This window comes from Hamadaea flava, assembly GCF_024172085.1.
Taxonomy (GTDB): Bacteria; Actinomycetota; Actinomycetes; order Mycobacteriales; family Micromonosporaceae; genus Hamadaea; species Hamadaea flava.
In genome coordinates, this window is sequence record NZ_JAMZDZ010000001.1 from 910,313 (window position 1) to 926,341 (window position 16,029).

A 16,029-nucleotide genomic window follows, 5' to 3' on the forward strand; every position below is an offset into this window, starting at 1 on the left:
ATGTTCGTCGTGGGCGGGCGTTTGTTGCTGGGACGGGCGCTTGTTGCTGGGACGGGTCGGGCCGCCCGTTCGCACCTCGATGCGGACGGGCGGCCCTCAGTGTGCCGGTAGGCGGCTGTTCTCGTCAGCCCCGAACGGCTGTTCTCGTCAGCCCCGAACTCAGCCCACGAGCAGGTAGCTCGACCCGATGGTCGAGGTCCCGTCGCTGTAGCTGAGCTTGCCGAGGTAGCGGACGCCCGCCGTCAGGCCGGTCCAGGAGACCGTCAGCGACGTCGCGCCGCCGACCGTGACCGTCTGGCTCGCGGGCGACACGGTCGCGTTGCCCGCCGAGGTGGTGCCGAGCGTCCAGCCGTTCAGCTTGACGTCCAGCGGGCCGGACGCCGAACCGAACAGCACGACGTAGATGTCGTACGTGCCCGGGTTCAGGATCATCGTCTCGTTGGCATCGCCGCCGGCGCTGAGCGTCACCTCGTTCGCCGTCCCCGCCGCGTACGCGTAGAGGTCGGTGTCGGTGGCACCGGCGTAGTCCGCGTTGAACGTGGAGTAGCGGCCGATGGTGCCCGCCGGGACGGTGACCGTGAGCTTCGCCGTCCGGCTGCTGACCGCCGGGGCGGCGTCGTCGAACGAAGGACCGGCCGGGTCCAGCGTGTGGCTGGTGACGTCGGCCGGAACGAGACCGGCCAGCGTCGCGCTGAGTGTGCCGGCGAAGCCGGACTTCACCGGCACTGCCACGCTGCCGGCCGCCGTCGAACCGGTGATCTCCGGCGACACCGCCAGCGAGACCGGCTTGACCGCGATGGGGCTGCGGACCTTGTGCTTGCCGGTGCCGAACTCCTGCCAGGTCAGCGAGCCGAAGGCCCACTCACCGATCGCGGCGGTCGTCCGGGTGACGGTGACCGTGTAGCTCTTGGTCTTGCCGGGGCCCACCACGAGCAGCGGCGGGTTCACCTTGACCTTGAACCCGGCCGGGGCCGACACGACCGGCACGTAGACGCCCGCACGCTTGGTCACGTTGGTGACCGACCGCTTGATCGTCTGCGAGCCGGCGAGGTCGCCGACGGCGATGGACGGGTAGTTCAGGTCGCTCGGGTCGACCGTCGGGTAGCTCGCGCAGAACGACGGGTCGGTGATGAGCTGGAACTGACCCAGGGCGCAGCCGTACGCGATCCAGTCGGTCGGCGTCGAGTCGTACACCAGGCCCGGGTCGAATGCCGGAGCCGGGGTCACGTGGCCCGAACCGAAGTTCAGCGGCGTCGCGTCGCCGAACGCCCACTGGATCGGCTTGCCCTGGTTGTCCTTGGTGCTCGCCGTGGTCATCAGGGCCGACTTGACCGCCATCGGCGACCAGTCGGGGTGCTTGGCGATCAGCAGCGCCGCGATGCCCGCGATGTGCGGCGAGGACATCGAGGTGCCCGAGTAGGTCGCGAAGCTGTTCCCGTAGTTGGCCGCGGTCGGCGCCACCGAGGCGACGACGTCGACGCCCGGCGCGGTGATGTCCGGCTTGAGCAGGTCGCCGTTACCGGCGATGGCCGGTCCGTACGACGAGAATCCGGCCATCTGCGGAGCCCGCACCTTGGTGGTGTCGACCACGCTGATGCTCGCCGTCGCGCCCGCCGTCTGGGCGTACGCCCGGACCGCCGCGCCCGCCGTCGAGTCGAGGTGCACCGTCGGCAGGAAGTGGTCGTCGCCGTTCAGCGACTGCGCTGCCGAGGTGTTGGTGAGGACGACGCCGACGCCGCCCGCGTTCTTCACGGCGAGGCTCTTCTCGACCCGGGCGTTGCCGCCCCGGTCGCAGACCACGATCTTGCCGGCCGTGAGCGCGGGGTCGAGGGTGCCGACGTAGCACAGCTGGGCCTGGGTCGGATCCGCGTCGGCCCTCTTCACCGCCGACGAGTAGACCAGTGGCGACGAGGCGACCGCGGCCGGGATGGTGCCGATGCCCTTGTAGGTCGAACCGTTGCCCAGCGTGACCGACTTCGAGTTGCCCCGGTCGTGGGTGCTGGCCGCGACGGTGGTGATCCACGGGTCGTTGTGCGCGACGCTGCTCTCGCCGATCGTGTCGCCGTCGTTGCCGGCCGAGGCCGAGACGAAGACGCCCGCCGCGGCAGCGTTGAAGAACGCGATTTCGGCACCGGCCACGATGTACGCCGACGAGCCGGAGATCGAGTAGTTGATGACGTCCACACCGTCCGCGGTGGCCTGCTCGATCGCGGCCACCAGGTCGATCTCCTGGCCGTGGCCGGAGCCGTCGGAACCCTGCCACAGCGCCTTGTACATCGCGAGGCGGGCGGCCGGGGCCATGCCGCTGATGCTGCCGACCTCGTTGCCGCCGATGGTGGCCGGTACGCCGAAGTCGCCCGCCGCCGTCGACGAGGTGTGCGAGCCGTGGCCGCCGTAGTCACGCGGCGAGTCGAACTCGAAGTCCTCGATCTCCGGGAAGCCGGCACGGTAGTACCGCGCGCCGATCAGCTTGTTGTTGCAGGGCACCGGAGCCTCGACGCCCGAGTCGCAGGTGCCGTGCCACTTCGCCGCGATCGCCTTGGCGTCCGGGCGGGGCTCGGACAGCGCCGCGAACGACGCGCTCTCCGGCCAGATGCCGGAGTCGATGACGCCCACGATGACGCCCTCGCCGGCCCGCTTGTCGCCGTGGAACTGCTGGTTCCACACGCCGTTCTTCCCGGTGAGGCCGAGGAAGTCCCGCGTCGTGGTGGTGTCGGCGGTGTAGGTCTGGCTCTCCCAGAGCTTCTTGATGCCCGAGGTCTTCGCCAGCTTCTGCGCCTCGACGGCGGTCAGCCGGACCGCGAAGCCGTTGAAGGTCACACCGTAGTCATAGGTCTTCGACGTCGGGTTGATGCCCGCAGCGCGCAAAGCCTTGTCGTGCTTGCTCGTCAGATAGTTCCGGTACGCCGTCGCACCGCTCGAGTGCGCGTCCAGCCGCTTGCCCTGCGTCGTGCGGGTGGCGGTGTAGCCCGAGACCTTGCCGTCGTACGTCGCGACCGGAGCGTCGATCGCCTGCACGATGTAGAGCTTGGTCTGCTGCGCCGAGCCGGCGGCGACGGCCTGCGTACTGCTGCCGGCTATCAAGCCACTGGCAACGAGGGCGAGTGCCGCGAGGGCCGCCGTCGCAGGCGCGCGCCGGCCCTTCGGCCGGAGTGCGTTCATGGGGGTTTCCTCTCCAGTAGGCGAACCGTGATCGTGAACGGTCCACATGGTTCCGGAGCGTATGACTCGGAGGTACGACACCTACTCACCTGATCGACTACACACGGCGGACCGTTCGGCGGAGCCAACGCATTTGGTGTGGACGATGTCGTTCGCCATTCGATCGCGAGCTGTGGAATGACAGACTTGTCATCGCCTTCGGGGTCAGATCACCATGTTCACCACCGCGTACCAGAGAGCCAGGTAGAGCACCTGAAACGGGCGCTGCGACCGGGTCACCGACCCCAGCGACCAGGCCAGTGAAGGGATCGCCACGACGCAGCCCACCCAGATCGCCAGGCTGAGCAGCGAACCGGCGAGCACCCACCGGAGCATCGGGCCGAGACCCAGGGCCGCAGTGAAGAGCACCCCGGCCGTCCATTCCGCCGCTGCTCGCCGCGCCGGCCCCGGGTACGCCCCCAGCAGCCCCGCCACCGAGGACTCGTGCCGGAACGCCCCGAGCCGGGACCACACCAGCACCGGCCACACCCAGACGACGGGCAGCAACGCCGGTGCCGCCAGGCCGCAGAGCGCCAGTCCAGCCGCGACCAGCCACCACCATCCCGACGTGTGCCGGGCCAGCACCCGCGCCTCCCCGCTGACGAGGCCGGCGAACCGGGATCCTCGAACCACCGCGGTGACCGGCCGGTGACCGAGTCCAGCGCCGGCCGTCGGCTCGACCGAGCTGGTCGCACCTCGTTTCCTGGCCGGTGGGCGCGTGTCGAACCGGTGGAACCACAGTGCGGGCACCACTGCCACGCCGACCGACAGGAGCGTCAGCACCAGCCGATCGGCGATGAACCCGGTCGTCAGCTGCATCCCGGACCAGGTGAAGGTACGCAGTGGATCGTCGAGGTACATGAAGCCGACGCTGAACTCGGTGACGCGTACGCCCATCGCGGTGAGGTCGGCCCGCATCGACTCGGCGAGCGCCTGCCCGCCCAGTCCGCCGAGCGGGGCCGCCCCGCCCTGCCCGGCGAGCGCTCCCAGCGAGGCGGTGAAGAACCACACCACGGTGCCGAAGCCGCCCCGCAATGGCCGGATCGTCTCGAACACCACGGCCAGCGCGGCGGTGATCGCCAGGACCGGCACGGTCAGCAGCAGAAACGGAGTGAGCAGCCCGATCGGGTCGATGGCACGGGACTCGCCGCGAATCAATTGGAGCGCCGCCGCGGAGGCGGCGAGGACACCGGTCATCGAGCCGAGCACCAAGACGTTGCTCAGGAACTTGCCGAGCACGTACGCCCACCCCGTGATCGGCGTCGCCGCCAGCACCTGACCGACCCCGGTCGCCTCGTCGCGAGTGACCGAGCCCCGGATGGCGAAGAAGCCGCCGATCATCAGCCACATCGACGCGGCCAGCGCCGCCACCGCACCGACATACGCGCTGGTGTAGACGCCCCGATAGGCTCCGGCGTTGACGATGACCCAGTGCGCGTCCCGGGCCGGCAGCGCCAGCCAGGCCAACGCGACCGCGCCCAGCAACACGACCAGGTACGCCGGTCGCCGCGACCGCTCCCGGAAGTCCGCCCTGGCCAACGCGACGATCGCCCGCAGACCTCGCGCGCTCACCGGCCCGCCGCCACGAGCCCGAGGTACGCGTCCTCCAGCTCCGGCGCGACCGGCTGCGCGTCGGCGACCGGCGGCTCGAAGGCGAACACCCGGGCACGCATCGCGTCCCCGGTCCGCAGTACCCGACTGACCGCGTGCCTGCTTTGCAGATGCGCGACGTGTTCCGGGCGGACGGTCACCTCCCACACGCGGCCCTTGGCCGCCTGGAGCAGCGCGTCGAGGGTGCCCCGGTAGCGCAAGCGCCCGCCGGAGACGACCGCCACCTCGCTCGCGATCGCCTCGATGTCGCTGACGATGTGCGTCGACAGCAGCACGAGCCGGTCGGTCGCCAGATCGCTGAGCAGGTTGCGGAACCGCATCCGCTCCTCGGGGTCGAGGCCGGCGGTCGGCTCGTCGACGATGAGCACCTGTGGATCGGCCAGCAGGGTCTGGGCGATCCCGACGCGGCGCAGCATGCCGCCGGAGTAGCCGCCCAGCGGCCGCTTGGCCGCCTCGGTCAGGTTGACCAGCTCGAGCAGTTCGTCGATCCGGGCCCGGGCCGAACGCGCCGACAAGCCTTTCACCGCCGCCAGGTACGCGAGGAACTCCCGCGCGGTGAGGTGGGTGTAGACCCCGAAGTCCTGCGGCAGGTATCCGAGCGCCCGGCGCAGCAGTTCGGGTTTCGCCGTCGCGTCCACCCCGTGAAAGAGGACGCGCCCGCTGGTCGGGCGGGTGACCGTGGCCGCGATGCGCATCAGGGTGGACTTGCCCGCGCCGTTCGGGCCGAGCAGGCCGACCAGCCCGGGGCCGAACCGCAGGGTGAGGCGGTCCACGGCCCGTTTGCCGCCCGGATACACCTTGGTGATCTCATCGAGTTCCAGCACGTGCTCCAGCCGACCATTCCGGCCCGGCTCCGTGCACTACGTCCAAGGGGCGTCTGGAAGGTATGGCTAGGCCTACTGTGCCTGGTCTTCGGCCGCGCTAGGTTGATCAGGTGCCTCGGCTTGGCGGCCGGCGTGGGCTGCGATGGTGGCCCCGTGCGCTGGCCTATCTCGTCTCGTCGCCACCGGTGATGTTCACCGTCGCGGTGCCGATGGGCGTACTCGCGCTGCCGTGGCTTCTGTTGACCAGCGACGTGGGCCGGGCCTCCTTCGCCCGGACCGTCCTCCTGGGGCTGGCCGGGCTGCTGCTCGTCGCCGGGCTCGGCCCGCCGCTCGCCCGCGTGATCGCCGCGTTCGAACGATGGCGGCTCCGGCTGGCCGACCCCCGGCCGCTGCCGTCCCCGCGATCCGGCCCGGCCCGGCTGCCGTGGCTCGATCCGGTGGCATGGCGCGAGTTCGCGTACGCGATCCTCCTGGTCACCGTCCTGCCCGCGCTCTACCTGCTGACCTCGATGTCGGTGCTGCTCGCGCTGCTGTGGATCGTCGCACCGCTGCTGGCCGCCGACCAGCCGGTGTCGCTCGGCTTCAGCGAGGTCGGCAGCGCCGCCGAAGCCGTCCCCTACACGGTCGCCGGAGTGATCCTGCTGCCGGTGACGGCGTACCTGTTCCTGATCCTGGCCGACGGCCACGTCGCGCTGGCCCAGGCGCTGCTCGGTGGCGATCCCCGAGATCAGCTCGTCGAGATCGCCCGCTCCCGGTCCAGGCTGGCCGACGCGTTCGAGGCCGAACGCCGCCGGATCGAACGCGACCTGCACGACGGCGCCCAGCAGCGCCTGATCGGCCTGACCCTGCAGCTGGGCCTGGCCCGGCACGACCTACCCGCCGACTCAGCGGCCGGGCAGGCTGTCGCCGCCGCTCACGAGCAGGCCAAACAGCTCATGGTGGAGCTGCGGGAACTCATCCAGGGCATCCGGCCGCAGATCCTCACCGACCGGGGTCTGCCCGCCGCGCTTCGCGAACTCGCCGACCGCTCCCCCATCGGCGTACGCGTCATCGCCGCCGTGCCGAACCGGCTCCCGGCGCAGGTGGAGGCGACGGCGTACTTCGTCGCCGCCGAAGCGCTCGCCAACGTCGCCAAACACTCCGGCGCCACCCGGGCCGACGTCGAGGCGACCGTCTGCAATGGACTTCTGACGATCGCCGTCACCGACGACGGTTCAGGCGGAGCCGACCCCGCCGGCGGCAGCGGCCTGACCGGGCTCGCCGACCGTGTCGGCGCGATCGACGGCACCACGCTGCTGTCCAGCCCAGCCGGTGGCCCGACTGTGCTGAAGGCGGAGATCCCGTGCGCCTGACCGACTCCGTGCCTACCGAGCCTGGCCGCGTCCGGGTGGCGCTCGCCGAGGACGGCGTACTGCTGCGGGAAGGTCTGGCCGGTCTGCTCACCCGCTTCGGCTTCACCGTCGTCGCAGCGGTCGGCGACGCCCCGTCACTGCTCTCCGCGTACGCCGCCGAGCAGCCGGACCTCGTGGTCACCGACATCCGCATGCCGCCCGGCTACACCGATGAAGGGCTGCGCGCCGCGTTGGAACTGCGCCGCCGGAACCCCGCCCCGGCCGTCGCCGTCCTCAGCCAATACGTCCAGCACTCCTTCGCCGCCGAACTGCTCGAGTCCGGCAGCGGCCGGGGCGTCGGCTACCTGCTGAAGGACCGCATCGTCGACGTCGAAGAATTCGCCGCGACCTTGCACCAGATCGCGTCCGGCGGCACCGTCGTCGACCCCCAGGTCGTCCGGCAACTGCTCCAACGGCATCGCGACCCGCTGTCGCGGCTGTCGCCCCGCGAAAGCGAAGTCCTCGCCCTGCTGGCCGAAGGCCACTCGAACGCGGCGATCGCCCGGCGGCTGGTGGTGACCGAGGCGGCCGTCGGCAAACACGTCGGCAACATCTTCGCCAAGCTCGACCTGCCGCCGGCCGACGACACCAACCGACGGGTGCTGGCCGTGCTGACCTACCTCAACGCCGACGCCTAACTCACGCACTGCCCCGAACCGCACCGCCCCGAACCGCCCCGAACCGCACCGCCCCGAACCGCACTGCCCCGAACCGCACCGCGCCGCACCGCACCGCACCGCACCGCACCGAACCGAACCGAACCGAACCGAACCGAACCGAACCGAACCGAACCGCACCGCACCGAACCGCGATGCACCACGCCCATCACGCCAGCGCAGCGCACCTGCGCCACCCGCTCCGCCATCCCCACCAGATCACGGATCTGAGTCGAATCACAGCCCAAGATTCGACCCATATCCCTGATCCACCGCTAACGCCCAGCGCCGAGCGGAGCGCAAACCTCAGCGGCGGCGAGGAGTGATCAACCCCGACTCGTACGCCCACACGACGAGCTGCGCCCGATCCCGGCAGTGCAGCTTCATCATCGCCCGGTTGACGTGGGTCTTCGCGGTCAACGGGCTGATCACCATCCGCTCGGCGATCTCGTCGTTGCTGAGTCCCCGGGCGACGAGTTCGACGATCTCCTGCTCGCGGGCGGTCAGCACCTCACGTCCGGCGGCTGGGTCGGCGCCCGGTGGTCCGGCGACGAATTCGCTGATCAGCGTACGCGTGATCGCCGGGGCCAACAGCGCGTCCCCTCGGGACACGACCGCGATCGCCTGCAGGAGTTCGGCCGGATCGGAGTCCTTGAGGAGGAACCCGCTCGCCCCGGCGCGCAGGGCAGCGAAGACGTACGAGTCCAGCCCGTAGTTGGTCAGGATCAGCACGCGTACGCCGCTCAGCCGGGGATCGGCGGCGATGCGCCGGGTCGCCTCGATGCCGTCGAGACCTGGCATCTGGACGTCCATCAGCACGACGTCCGGGTGTAGCCGGGTGGCTTCGGCGACCGCTGCCGCACCGTCGGCGGCTTCCCCGACGACTTCAAGGTCGTCTTCGGCGTCGAGCAGCGCCCGGAATCCGGCCCGCATCAGCGCCTGATCGTCCGCCAGCAGGACTTTGATCATGGAGTTTCCTGTCCCGGCACACCGTCGACACCACCATTAACTCCATGATCAACGGGGACAGCGGGAGGGGCGGAGGGCGGGACAGCGGGCGGGGCGGCGGGCGGGACAGCGGGTGGGGCGGAGGGGGCGGGGACAACGGCTGGGAGGGGGAGGTGGGCGCGGACGGCGAACCCTCCTCCGTCGAGCGGCTCGGCGGAGAGCGTCCCACCCAGCCCGGTGACCCGTTCGCGCATCCCGCGAAGCCCGACTCCCGGCGTGACAAAGGCTCCCGGCGTGACAAAGGCTCCCGGCGTGACAAAGGCTCCCGGCGTGACGGAGGCTCCCGACGTGAGGGAGGCTCCCGACGTGAGGGAGGCTCCCTGCGTAATGGAGTGTCCCGGCGTGAGGGCGGAGGCGGCGGAGGCGGAGGCGGAGACGGGGAGCGTCCCGTCGTCGGTCACTGAGACGACGACCTCGGCGGCGGCGTACGCGACGGTGACCGAGGCGGTGGCGGACCCGGCGTGTTTGGCGACGTTGGTCAGCCCTTCCTGGACCACCCGGTACGCCGCCTGGTCGACCTCGGCGGGCAGCGATCGGGGTTCGCCGCAGATCTCCACCGTCACCGGTACGCCGAGCGACCGGGTGCGTTCGAGCAGTTCGGGCAGCCGGTCGAGGCCCGCGCTGTCCATGTCGGACGTACGCAGCGCGCCCAGCGTGGCCCGCAGTTCCCGCATCGCGTCGGCGCTGGCCTCCTGGATGGCGAGCAACGCCGGCGGCGGTTCTTCGCCGTGTTTGCGGGCGAGGTGCACCGCGATCCCAGCCTGCACTTTGATCACGGAGATGCTGTGGGTCAGCGAGTCGTGCAGGTCCCGGGCGATGCGGAGGCGCTCTTCGCCCGCCCGGCGCAGGGCCATCTCCTCGCGGGTGCGTTCGGCTTCGAGCGCCCGTTGCTCGACCTGGGCCAGGTACGCCTGCCGCTGCCGTGCGATGAGCCCGGCGATGTTGGCCGCGACGAACCAGCCCAGCAGCAACGAAGTACGCTCCCCCACCTGCTGCGGGAGTCCGCCGCTGGACGTCGAGATGTCGTACGTGAGGAAGCCGGTCAGGAAGACGACGCTGGCGAGGGCGGCCGAGACGCGGTAGCCCAGCCATCCGGCGACGTACACGGTGCCGAGGACGGCGAACGAGGCTGAGATGCCGGCGTGGACGCGTACGTGGAAGGCGAGCATCGCGACGGTGACCAAGGCCATCGCCGGCACCGGGTACTTGCGGCAGACGGCCACCGCCGCCGCGGTCGCCAGTGCCAGCGCGACTTCGAGCAGGCCGACCGAACCGGCGTCCGGCGACAGCGTCGCGTTGCCGAGGAGGACGGCCGCGATCACGAGACCACCGATGGCGAAGGGCATATCCGCACTCTAGAACGGTCGCCGCCGCGAATCGTCCTGCGCTTGCCGTAGATCACGCGTACTGCGGTCGCGGTATCGGCGGCCCGTCAAGTGCCTGCGGCCGCACGACGCTTTCGCCGGGTGCCGAGACCAGCATCGAGATCATGACTTACCGCTTCGTGACACCCGCGCCTGTGAGGCAGGCGAGCGGCTTGACCGCCGAGGTCTACCGCCAGTTGCGGGAGGAGTTCCTGGGTCCGGTGCCGACCTTCCAGGTGCTGTCGGCCGTGCCGGAGCTGATGGCGGCGACCTGGTCGCTGATGCGGGAGGCGCTGCTCGCCGGGGACGCCTCCCGGGCCGACCGCGAACTGGTGGCGACCGCGGTTTCGCAGACGAACCGCTGCCGGTTCTGCGTGGACGCCCACGTGATGCTGCTGCACGCGTTGGGCGAGCACGATCTGGCGGAGGCCGCGGCGCGCGACGAGGCGCCGGCCGCGAAACAGGACCTGGTGGCGTGGGCGCAGGCCAGCCGCAATCCGCTGACCGCCGGCTGGACCGACGACGGGCACTCGGCCGAGTTGACCGGCACCGTGTTCGCCTTCCATTTCATCAACCGCATGGTGTCCGCCCTGCTCGATCCCGATCTGCTGCCTGGTGGTCTGCAACGGTCGTCGGTGGTCCGCAATGTCGGCGGCCGCCTCTACGCCAAGGTCGCCCGGGAGGCCAAAGTCCCGCGGACGACGGTCGAGCGGGCGTACGCCGATCTGCGCCGGGTCGCGTCGAACGCCGACGGGCTGCTCAGTGCGACCGCACAGCACCACATCGCCGCCGTCGTCTCCGCCGAGGACGGCATTCATCCGGCGCGGCCCGCGGACTGGGCCGTCGACCTCGTCCGGGATCTGCCCGCGCTCGATCGTGTCGGTGCCCGCATCGCGTTGCTGGCGGCGTTCGCGCCCAGCGCGCTCAGCCAGGGCGACGTCGCGCTCTGGCGACTGTCCCATCCAGCCGACGCCGACCTGGTGCGGCTGGTCGCGTACGGCGCGATCACGGCCACCGAACACGTCGCGAACACGGCGCACGCCGCCCTCATCTGAAGGAGACCATCATGCGCAAGGCCCTTTTCGTCACCAGCGGCGTACTGCTCGCCGTGTTCGCTCTGCAGTTCGCGTTCGCCGCCGTCGGCGCGTTCACCAAACCCGCCGGTGACAGCGCGTACACGCTGCATCGGATCACCGGTTCGGCGGTCATTCCCCTGCTCATCCTGCTCATGACACTGTTCGCCGCGCTGGCCAAGGCCCCCGGCAAGCTCATCGGCCTGGCGATCCTGCCGCTCGGCCTGGTCATCCTGCAGCCGGTGTTCGCCGGGATCGCCAACGGCATGACCGACGACGGCGGCGCGACCAGCACGGTCGGCCTGATCATCGGCGCACTCCACGCGATCAACGCGATCATCATGGTCCACGTCGTGGTCAACGTCATGCGCGGAGCCCGCAAGCTCGGCGAAGCCGCGGAGGCAGCGTGAACACCGGCTCCGTCATCGCGATCGACTTCCTGATCGCGGTCGTCGCGGCCGCCGCGTGGCTGGGCAGCGGCGCTACCGCTGCCGCCCGGCGTCGTCCAGTCGCGTTGCTGCTCGCCGCTCTCGCGGTGCTCGCCACCGCGGCCCGCGCGGTCACCATCGCACTGCTCGCCCGTGCGGGCTGGTGGTTCGCCGGGGAGAAGATCCTCATCGCCGCGCCGTTGTCGCTCGCGGCTGTGGTCGTCGCCGGCTGGCGGCTGCTCCGGGCTCGGGGCGACATCCGATCCGCGGCCGTCGCGCTTCTCTTCGCCGGGTACGCCGACAGCAGCGCACTGCTCGTGACGGTGGTGCACGGGTACCCGGCGTCCGCAGGAACCGGACTGCTGGCGGTCGCGGGGGTCGTCGCCGCGACCGCGGTGTCCTGGCGTCTCCTCGGCCCGCGCCCGTCGCGCGCCGTGTCCCGGACGACGCTCGCGGTGGCGGTCGTGGCGCTGGTGGCCGGCACCGGGCTGGCCGCCGCGCCGAGCGCTGCTCCCGGCGTACCACATCATGTGCAGGCGGAAGCCGCAGCGAACGTGGGAGAGCCGACTGACCGCACTCCTGGCGGCTCGCCCGAGAGCCTCCCCGGCAAGCGTTTCACGTTGACAGCCGGAACCGCCACGGTGACCGTGAGCGGGCAGAGTGTCGCGGCCTGGGCGTTCGACGGCCAAGTGCCGGGGCCGGAGCTGACCGCGACCGTCGGCGACGTCCTGGAGGTGACGCTGCGCAACAAGGACATCGCGCGTGGTGTCACGTTGCACTGGCACGGATACGACGTGCCGAACAGCCAGGACGGCGTGCCGGGGGTGACCCAGGACGCGGTGCTGCCAGGGCAGGAGTTCGTCTACCGGTTCCGCGCGGATCAGGCGGGAACCTACTGGTATCACACCCATGCGGTGTCCGACATCGGCGTGAAGATGGGCCTCTACGGCGTGCTCGTGGTACGCCCAGGGCCGATGTCCGGTGTGGACCGGGTGATCGCGGCGCACACGCTGTCGAGCGTGAGCCTGCCCGAGCCGGCACAGGAGCCGGTCGCGGCCGGTACGCCGATGCGGCTGCGGCTGATCAACACCGACAGCGCCACCCACCGGTACGCCCTGGCCGGCTCACCGTTCCAGGTGGCCGCCATCGACGGGATGGACCTGTCCCAGCCGCCCGCGGTGTCGGAGACCGTGATCTCCATCCCGGCCGGCGGCCGCTACGACCTGGTGTTCTCCGCGCCCGCGGCGCCGATCGCGCTGTCGGTGGACAACCGCGTGGTCTACTCCACCGGCGCGCTCACCCCGTCGACGTCGGGTTGGCCGGTCCTCGACCCGCTGAGCTACGGAACCGCCCAGGACCCGCCGTGGAACCGATACGACAAGGAGTTCACCCTGGTCCTCGACCGGGGGCTGGACCTGCGCGGACTACTCCCCCGGTACGCACACACCGTCAACGGCGCGGCCGACCCCGACATCCCGCCCCAGGTCGTCCACCTCGGTGACACCGTCAAGTTCACGATCGTGAACCGGTCACTGGTGGTGCATCCGTGGCACCTGCACGGGCATCACGTGCTCGTGTTGTCCCGCAACGGAAAGGCGGCGACCGGAAGCCCGCTGTGGCTCGACTCCTTCGACGTACGCCCCGGCGAAGTGTGGGAGGTGACCTTCAAGGCCGACAATCCCGGCATGTGGGCGAACCACTGCCACAATTTGGCGCACGCCGAGCAGGGCATGCTCCTGCACCTGATGTACGCGTGACAGATTCTCATTCATGGCAGGTCAGCCCTCTGGACCACGCTGTGTATTGAGGGCTAGCATTTCTGTTACGGCTCCGGGCCGCATGCAGACCCGGAGCCGTCCACTATGTATGCACCTCGGCCGCACGCCGCTGAAACGCCGCATGGATAGGCTGTTCCGATGCCGCATTGGAGCCATGAACCGCCCGGCTACGTGTGCCCTTTCTGCGAATTCCTGGCCGGTCGCGATCGGGTCAACGACCAGCGCGACGTCGTCCTGAAATCCGATCGGGCGACCGCTTTCGTGGCCCCCCGGTGGTGGCCGAACAATCCAGGACACGTCCTCGTCATCCCGAACGAGCATTACGAGAACCTCTACGATCTTCCGGCGGAGTTCGGTCACGCGGTCCACGACGCCGTCCGGGAGATCGCGATCGCCCTGCGGACGGCGTACGGGTGCGCCGGGGTCTCGACGCGGCAGCACAACGAACCCGCGGGCCACCAGGACGTCTGGCATCTGCACGTGCACGTCTTCCCGCGCTTTGACGGCGACGACCTCTATCGCAGCCGGGCCCTGCCCGGGTTCGTGCCGCAGACCGAACGCGAGCCGTACGCCCGGCTCCTGCTGGATTACTTCGCCGGGCGAGTCGAGTCGCGTACCCAGGCGAGATAGGACGCCGCGCCGTCCACGACCGGCAGGCAGACGATCTCCGGAACGTCGTAGCTGTGCATGCCGCGCAGGTGGTCGCTGAGTTCGGGCCCACGCTCGACGGTCGTCTTGAACTCGACGCGCCACTCGCGGGCCTCGTCCACCCCGCCGTTCCACCAGTACACGCTGGTGATCGGCCCGTGCACCTGGGCGCACGCCGCCAGCCGCGCACTGACCGCGGACCGGGCGAGTTCGTGCGCGCCGTCCGCGGAGTCTGTCGTGGTCACCACGATGACGATGTCAGTCTGCACACCGCGCACGGTAACCCCTGGCGCACCACCCCGCCCTCCGCACCCTCCCACCTCTTTCCTGCAGATCACGGTTACGCATACCTCCCCGGGCCGATTTGGCATGCGTAACCGTGATCTGCAGGAGTCGGCAAGCCGCCGGGCGAGCGGGCTTAGCGGAGGCCGGCGAGGCGCAGCAGCGCCGCAGTGGCGGCGGCGGCCACGACGACCACGGCGAACGGCATACGCCGCCAGGCCAGGAGTGCGCCGACGGCCACCCCGGCCGGTCGGGCGACGCCGAGCGCGAGATGCCCGGCGTCGGTGAACACGGCGGTCGCCACCAACGCGGCGAGCAGCGTCGTCGCCGCCACCGGCAGCAGGTCGCGCAGCCAGTCCGGGAGGGTGAGGCGGCCGCGGAGCAGGACACCGGACAGCCGGATGGCGTACGTGCCGACGGCCAGGACCAGGAGAACCACGACGTATTTCATTCCGATGCCCCCTGGAGCGAGAAGCGGCGGACGATTCCGGCCGCGACGCCGAGCAGTGCGGCGAGCACCGGGAGCCCGGCGGGCAGCAGCGGCGTCGCCGCGACCGCGATGACGGCCCCGATCGCCGCGCACGTCCGGGTCGTCCGGTCGCGCATCGCGGGCAGGATCAGGGCGAGCAGACCGGCTGGGAAGGCCGCGTCGAGGCCGTAGACGTTCGGGTCGCCGACCGCGCCGCCGACGAGGACTCCGGCGATGACGCCGAGGTTCCAGGTGACGAACAGGGTCGAGCCGACCAGCCAATACGCCTGCCGCCGCCGGTGCTCGTCGTCCTGGGCCAGGGCGAAGGCGGTGTTCTCGTCGATCAGCACGTGCGCGCCGAGCAACTTCAGCGGCAGCCGGTCGCTGATGGCCCCGCCGATCGCCAGGCCGAACGGCAGGTGCCGGACGTTGACCAGCAGCCCGCCGAGGATCGCGGCGACCGGGTTCCCGGCCGCGAGCATGCCGACGGCGAGGAACTGCGACCCGCCCGCGAAGATCAGCAGTGACATCGCGGTGGGCAGCCATTTCGGCATTCCCTCGGCGACGCTGATCGCGCCGAAGGAGATGCCGATCATCGCGGCGGCCGCCCCGATCGCGAGCGCGTCCCGGAGCAGGCCGCGATCGAGGGGCGTTCGATCTGGCGTACGCATGTTTAGAATATCGAACACGCGACCACTGTTCGTCAAATCGAACGATACGACCTATGGAGCGAACATGACCGACGGGCCACCGCTCGACGTCATCGCCGCCGCGCTCCGGCGCGAACGGGACCGGCTCGGCCTCAGCCTGAGCGAAGTCGCGAAACGGGCCGGGGTCGCCAAGTCGACGCTCTCCCAGCTGGAGTCCGGCCAGGGCAACCCGAGCGTGGAAACGCTCTGGTCATTGGCGGTCGCGTTGGAGGTGCCGTTCAGCCGCCTCATCGAACCCGGCCCCACCGGCGTACGCGTCGTGCGGCGAGGCGAAGGGGTGGCGTACCCGAGCAGCCAGGCGGACTTCACCGGCACCCTGCTCAGCTCCGGCCCCCGGCACGTGACCCGGGACATCTACGTCCTGCACGTCGAGCCCGGTGCGGAACGGCATGCCGAGGCACACATCCCGGGAACGGTCGAACACATGGTGGTCTGCGGCGGCCGGCTGCGTACCGGACCGGAGGAGAACCTGGTCGACCTCGGACCCGGCGACTACGCGTCCTTCCCCGGCGACGCCGACCACGGCTACGAGGCCCTGGAACCAGGCACCTGGGCGGTGCTCGTCATGGAGCACCGGTAGCCCGCG

Annotated in this window: 15 protein-coding genes; 7 read left to right on the top strand and 8 right to left on the bottom strand. The window is 70.6% G+C overall.

From position 1 onward, the window contains the following. Positions 1–159: 159 nt before the first annotated feature. The 3 genes from HDA40_RS04460 to HDA40_RS04470 all read right to left on the bottom strand — a co-directional run bounded on the left by HDA40_RS04460 (position 160) and on the right by HDA40_RS04470 (position 5,636). Positions 160–3,162 (bottom strand): S8 family peptidase, encoded by a 3,003-nt coding sequence (locus HDA40_RS04460; RefSeq protein ID WP_253752041.1) that lies wholly within the window; start codon positions 3,160–3,162, stop codon positions 160–162. A 204-nt stretch (positions 3,163–3,366) separates the two neighbouring features. Next, positions 3,367–4,773: an ABC transporter permease gene (locus tag HDA40_RS04465; RefSeq protein ID WP_253752045.1), complete on the bottom strand. Its 1,407-nt coding sequence runs from the start codon at positions 4,771–4,773 to the stop codon at positions 3,367–3,369. Further along, positions 4,770–5,636: an ABC transporter ATP-binding protein gene (locus HDA40_RS04470; RefSeq protein WP_253752047.1), complete on the bottom strand. Its 867-nt coding sequence runs from the start codon at positions 5,634–5,636 to the stop codon at positions 4,770–4,772. Before HDA40_RS04470 ends, HDA40_RS04465 begins: the two co-directional genes overlap by 4 nt. A gap of 110 nt (positions 5,637–5,746) precedes the next feature. On the opposite strand from HDA40_RS04470, the gene HDA40_RS04475 reads away from it, so the two are divergent. Together HDA40_RS04475 and HDA40_RS04480 are read left to right on the top strand one after the other, a co-directional pair. Then, entirely contained in the window at positions 5,747–6,988 is a 1,242-nt protein-coding gene (locus HDA40_RS04475; protein WP_253752050.1) for a sensor histidine kinase, read from the top strand. Then, complete coding sequence (locus HDA40_RS04480) at positions 6,979–7,665, top strand: response regulator transcription factor (protein WP_253752053.1); 687 nt, start codon at positions 6,979–6,981, stop codon at positions 7,663–7,665. Before HDA40_RS04475 ends, HDA40_RS04480 begins: the two co-directional genes overlap by 10 nt. Before the next feature lie 324 nt (positions 7,666–7,989). Here HDA40_RS04480 and HDA40_RS04485 read toward each other — a convergent pair whose 3' ends face one another. Together HDA40_RS04485 and HDA40_RS04490 are read right to left on the bottom strand one after the other, a co-directional pair. Beyond that, positions 7,990–8,652: a response regulator gene (locus tag HDA40_RS04485; RefSeq protein ID WP_253752056.1), complete on the bottom strand. Its 663-nt coding sequence runs from the start codon at positions 8,650–8,652 to the stop codon at positions 7,990–7,992. Beyond that, positions 8,649–10,037 carry a sensor histidine kinase gene (locus HDA40_RS04490; protein ID WP_253752059.1) on the bottom strand — a complete coding sequence of 463 codons (1,389 nt, stop codon included), beginning with the start codon at positions 10,035–10,037 and terminating at the stop codon, positions 8,649–8,651. Before HDA40_RS04490 ends, HDA40_RS04485 begins: the two co-directional genes overlap by 4 nt. A 143-nt stretch (positions 10,038–10,180) precedes the next feature. Between HDA40_RS04490 and HDA40_RS04495 the strand changes: the two genes are divergently transcribed. The 4 genes from HDA40_RS04495 (at position 10,181) to HDA40_RS04510 (ending at position 13,964) form a co-directional block, all read left to right on the top strand. After that, positions 10,181–11,110 carry a carboxymuconolactone decarboxylase family protein gene (locus HDA40_RS04495; protein WP_253752062.1) on the top strand — a complete coding sequence of 310 codons (930 nt, stop codon included), beginning with the start codon at positions 10,181–10,183 and terminating at the stop codon, positions 11,108–11,110. A gap of 11 nt (positions 11,111–11,121) precedes the next feature. Then, entirely contained in the window at positions 11,122–11,538 is a 417-nt protein-coding gene (locus HDA40_RS04500; RefSeq protein WP_253752065.1) for a DUF6220 domain-containing protein, read from the top strand. Further along, positions 11,535–13,313 carry a multicopper oxidase family protein gene (locus HDA40_RS04505; RefSeq protein ID WP_253752068.1) on the top strand — a complete coding sequence of 593 codons (1,779 nt, stop codon included), beginning with the start codon at positions 11,535–11,537 and terminating at the stop codon, positions 13,311–13,313. The genes HDA40_RS04500 and HDA40_RS04505 overlap by 4 nt, the downstream gene beginning before the upstream one ends. Positions 13,314–13,472: 159 nt before the next feature. Beyond that, a complete protein-coding gene (locus HDA40_RS04510) occupies positions 13,473–13,964 on the top strand; it encodes an HIT family protein (protein ID WP_253752071.1) in 492 nt (163 codons plus the stop codon). On the opposite strand, the gene cutA is transcribed toward HDA40_RS04510, so the two are convergent. From cutA to HDA40_RS04525, 3 genes are all read right to left on the bottom strand, one after another. After that, positions 13,922–14,251 (bottom strand): divalent-cation tolerance protein CutA, encoded by a 330-nt coding sequence (cutA, locus tag HDA40_RS04515; RefSeq protein WP_253752074.1) that lies wholly within the window; start codon positions 14,249–14,251, stop codon positions 13,922–13,924. The genes HDA40_RS04510 and cutA overlap by 43 nt on opposite strands. A gap of 149 nt (positions 14,252–14,400) precedes the next feature. Beyond that, positions 14,401–14,715, bottom strand: a complete 315-nt coding sequence (locus HDA40_RS04520) for an AzlD domain-containing protein (protein WP_253752077.1) — start codon at positions 14,713–14,715, stop codon at positions 14,401–14,403. Next, positions 14,712–15,404, bottom strand: a complete 693-nt coding sequence (locus HDA40_RS04525) for an AzlC family ABC transporter permease (protein ID WP_253752080.1) — start codon at positions 15,402–15,404, stop codon at positions 14,712–14,714. The genes HDA40_RS04520 and HDA40_RS04525 overlap by 4 nt, the downstream gene beginning before the upstream one ends. A gap of 64 nt (positions 15,405–15,468) precedes the next feature. On the opposite strand from HDA40_RS04525, the gene HDA40_RS04530 reads away from it, so the two are divergent. Then, positions 15,469–16,023, top strand: a complete 555-nt coding sequence (locus HDA40_RS04530) for a helix-turn-helix domain-containing protein (RefSeq protein ID WP_253752083.1) — start codon at positions 15,469–15,471, stop codon at positions 16,021–16,023. The last annotated feature ends 6 nt before the right edge of the window (positions 16,024–16,029 follow it).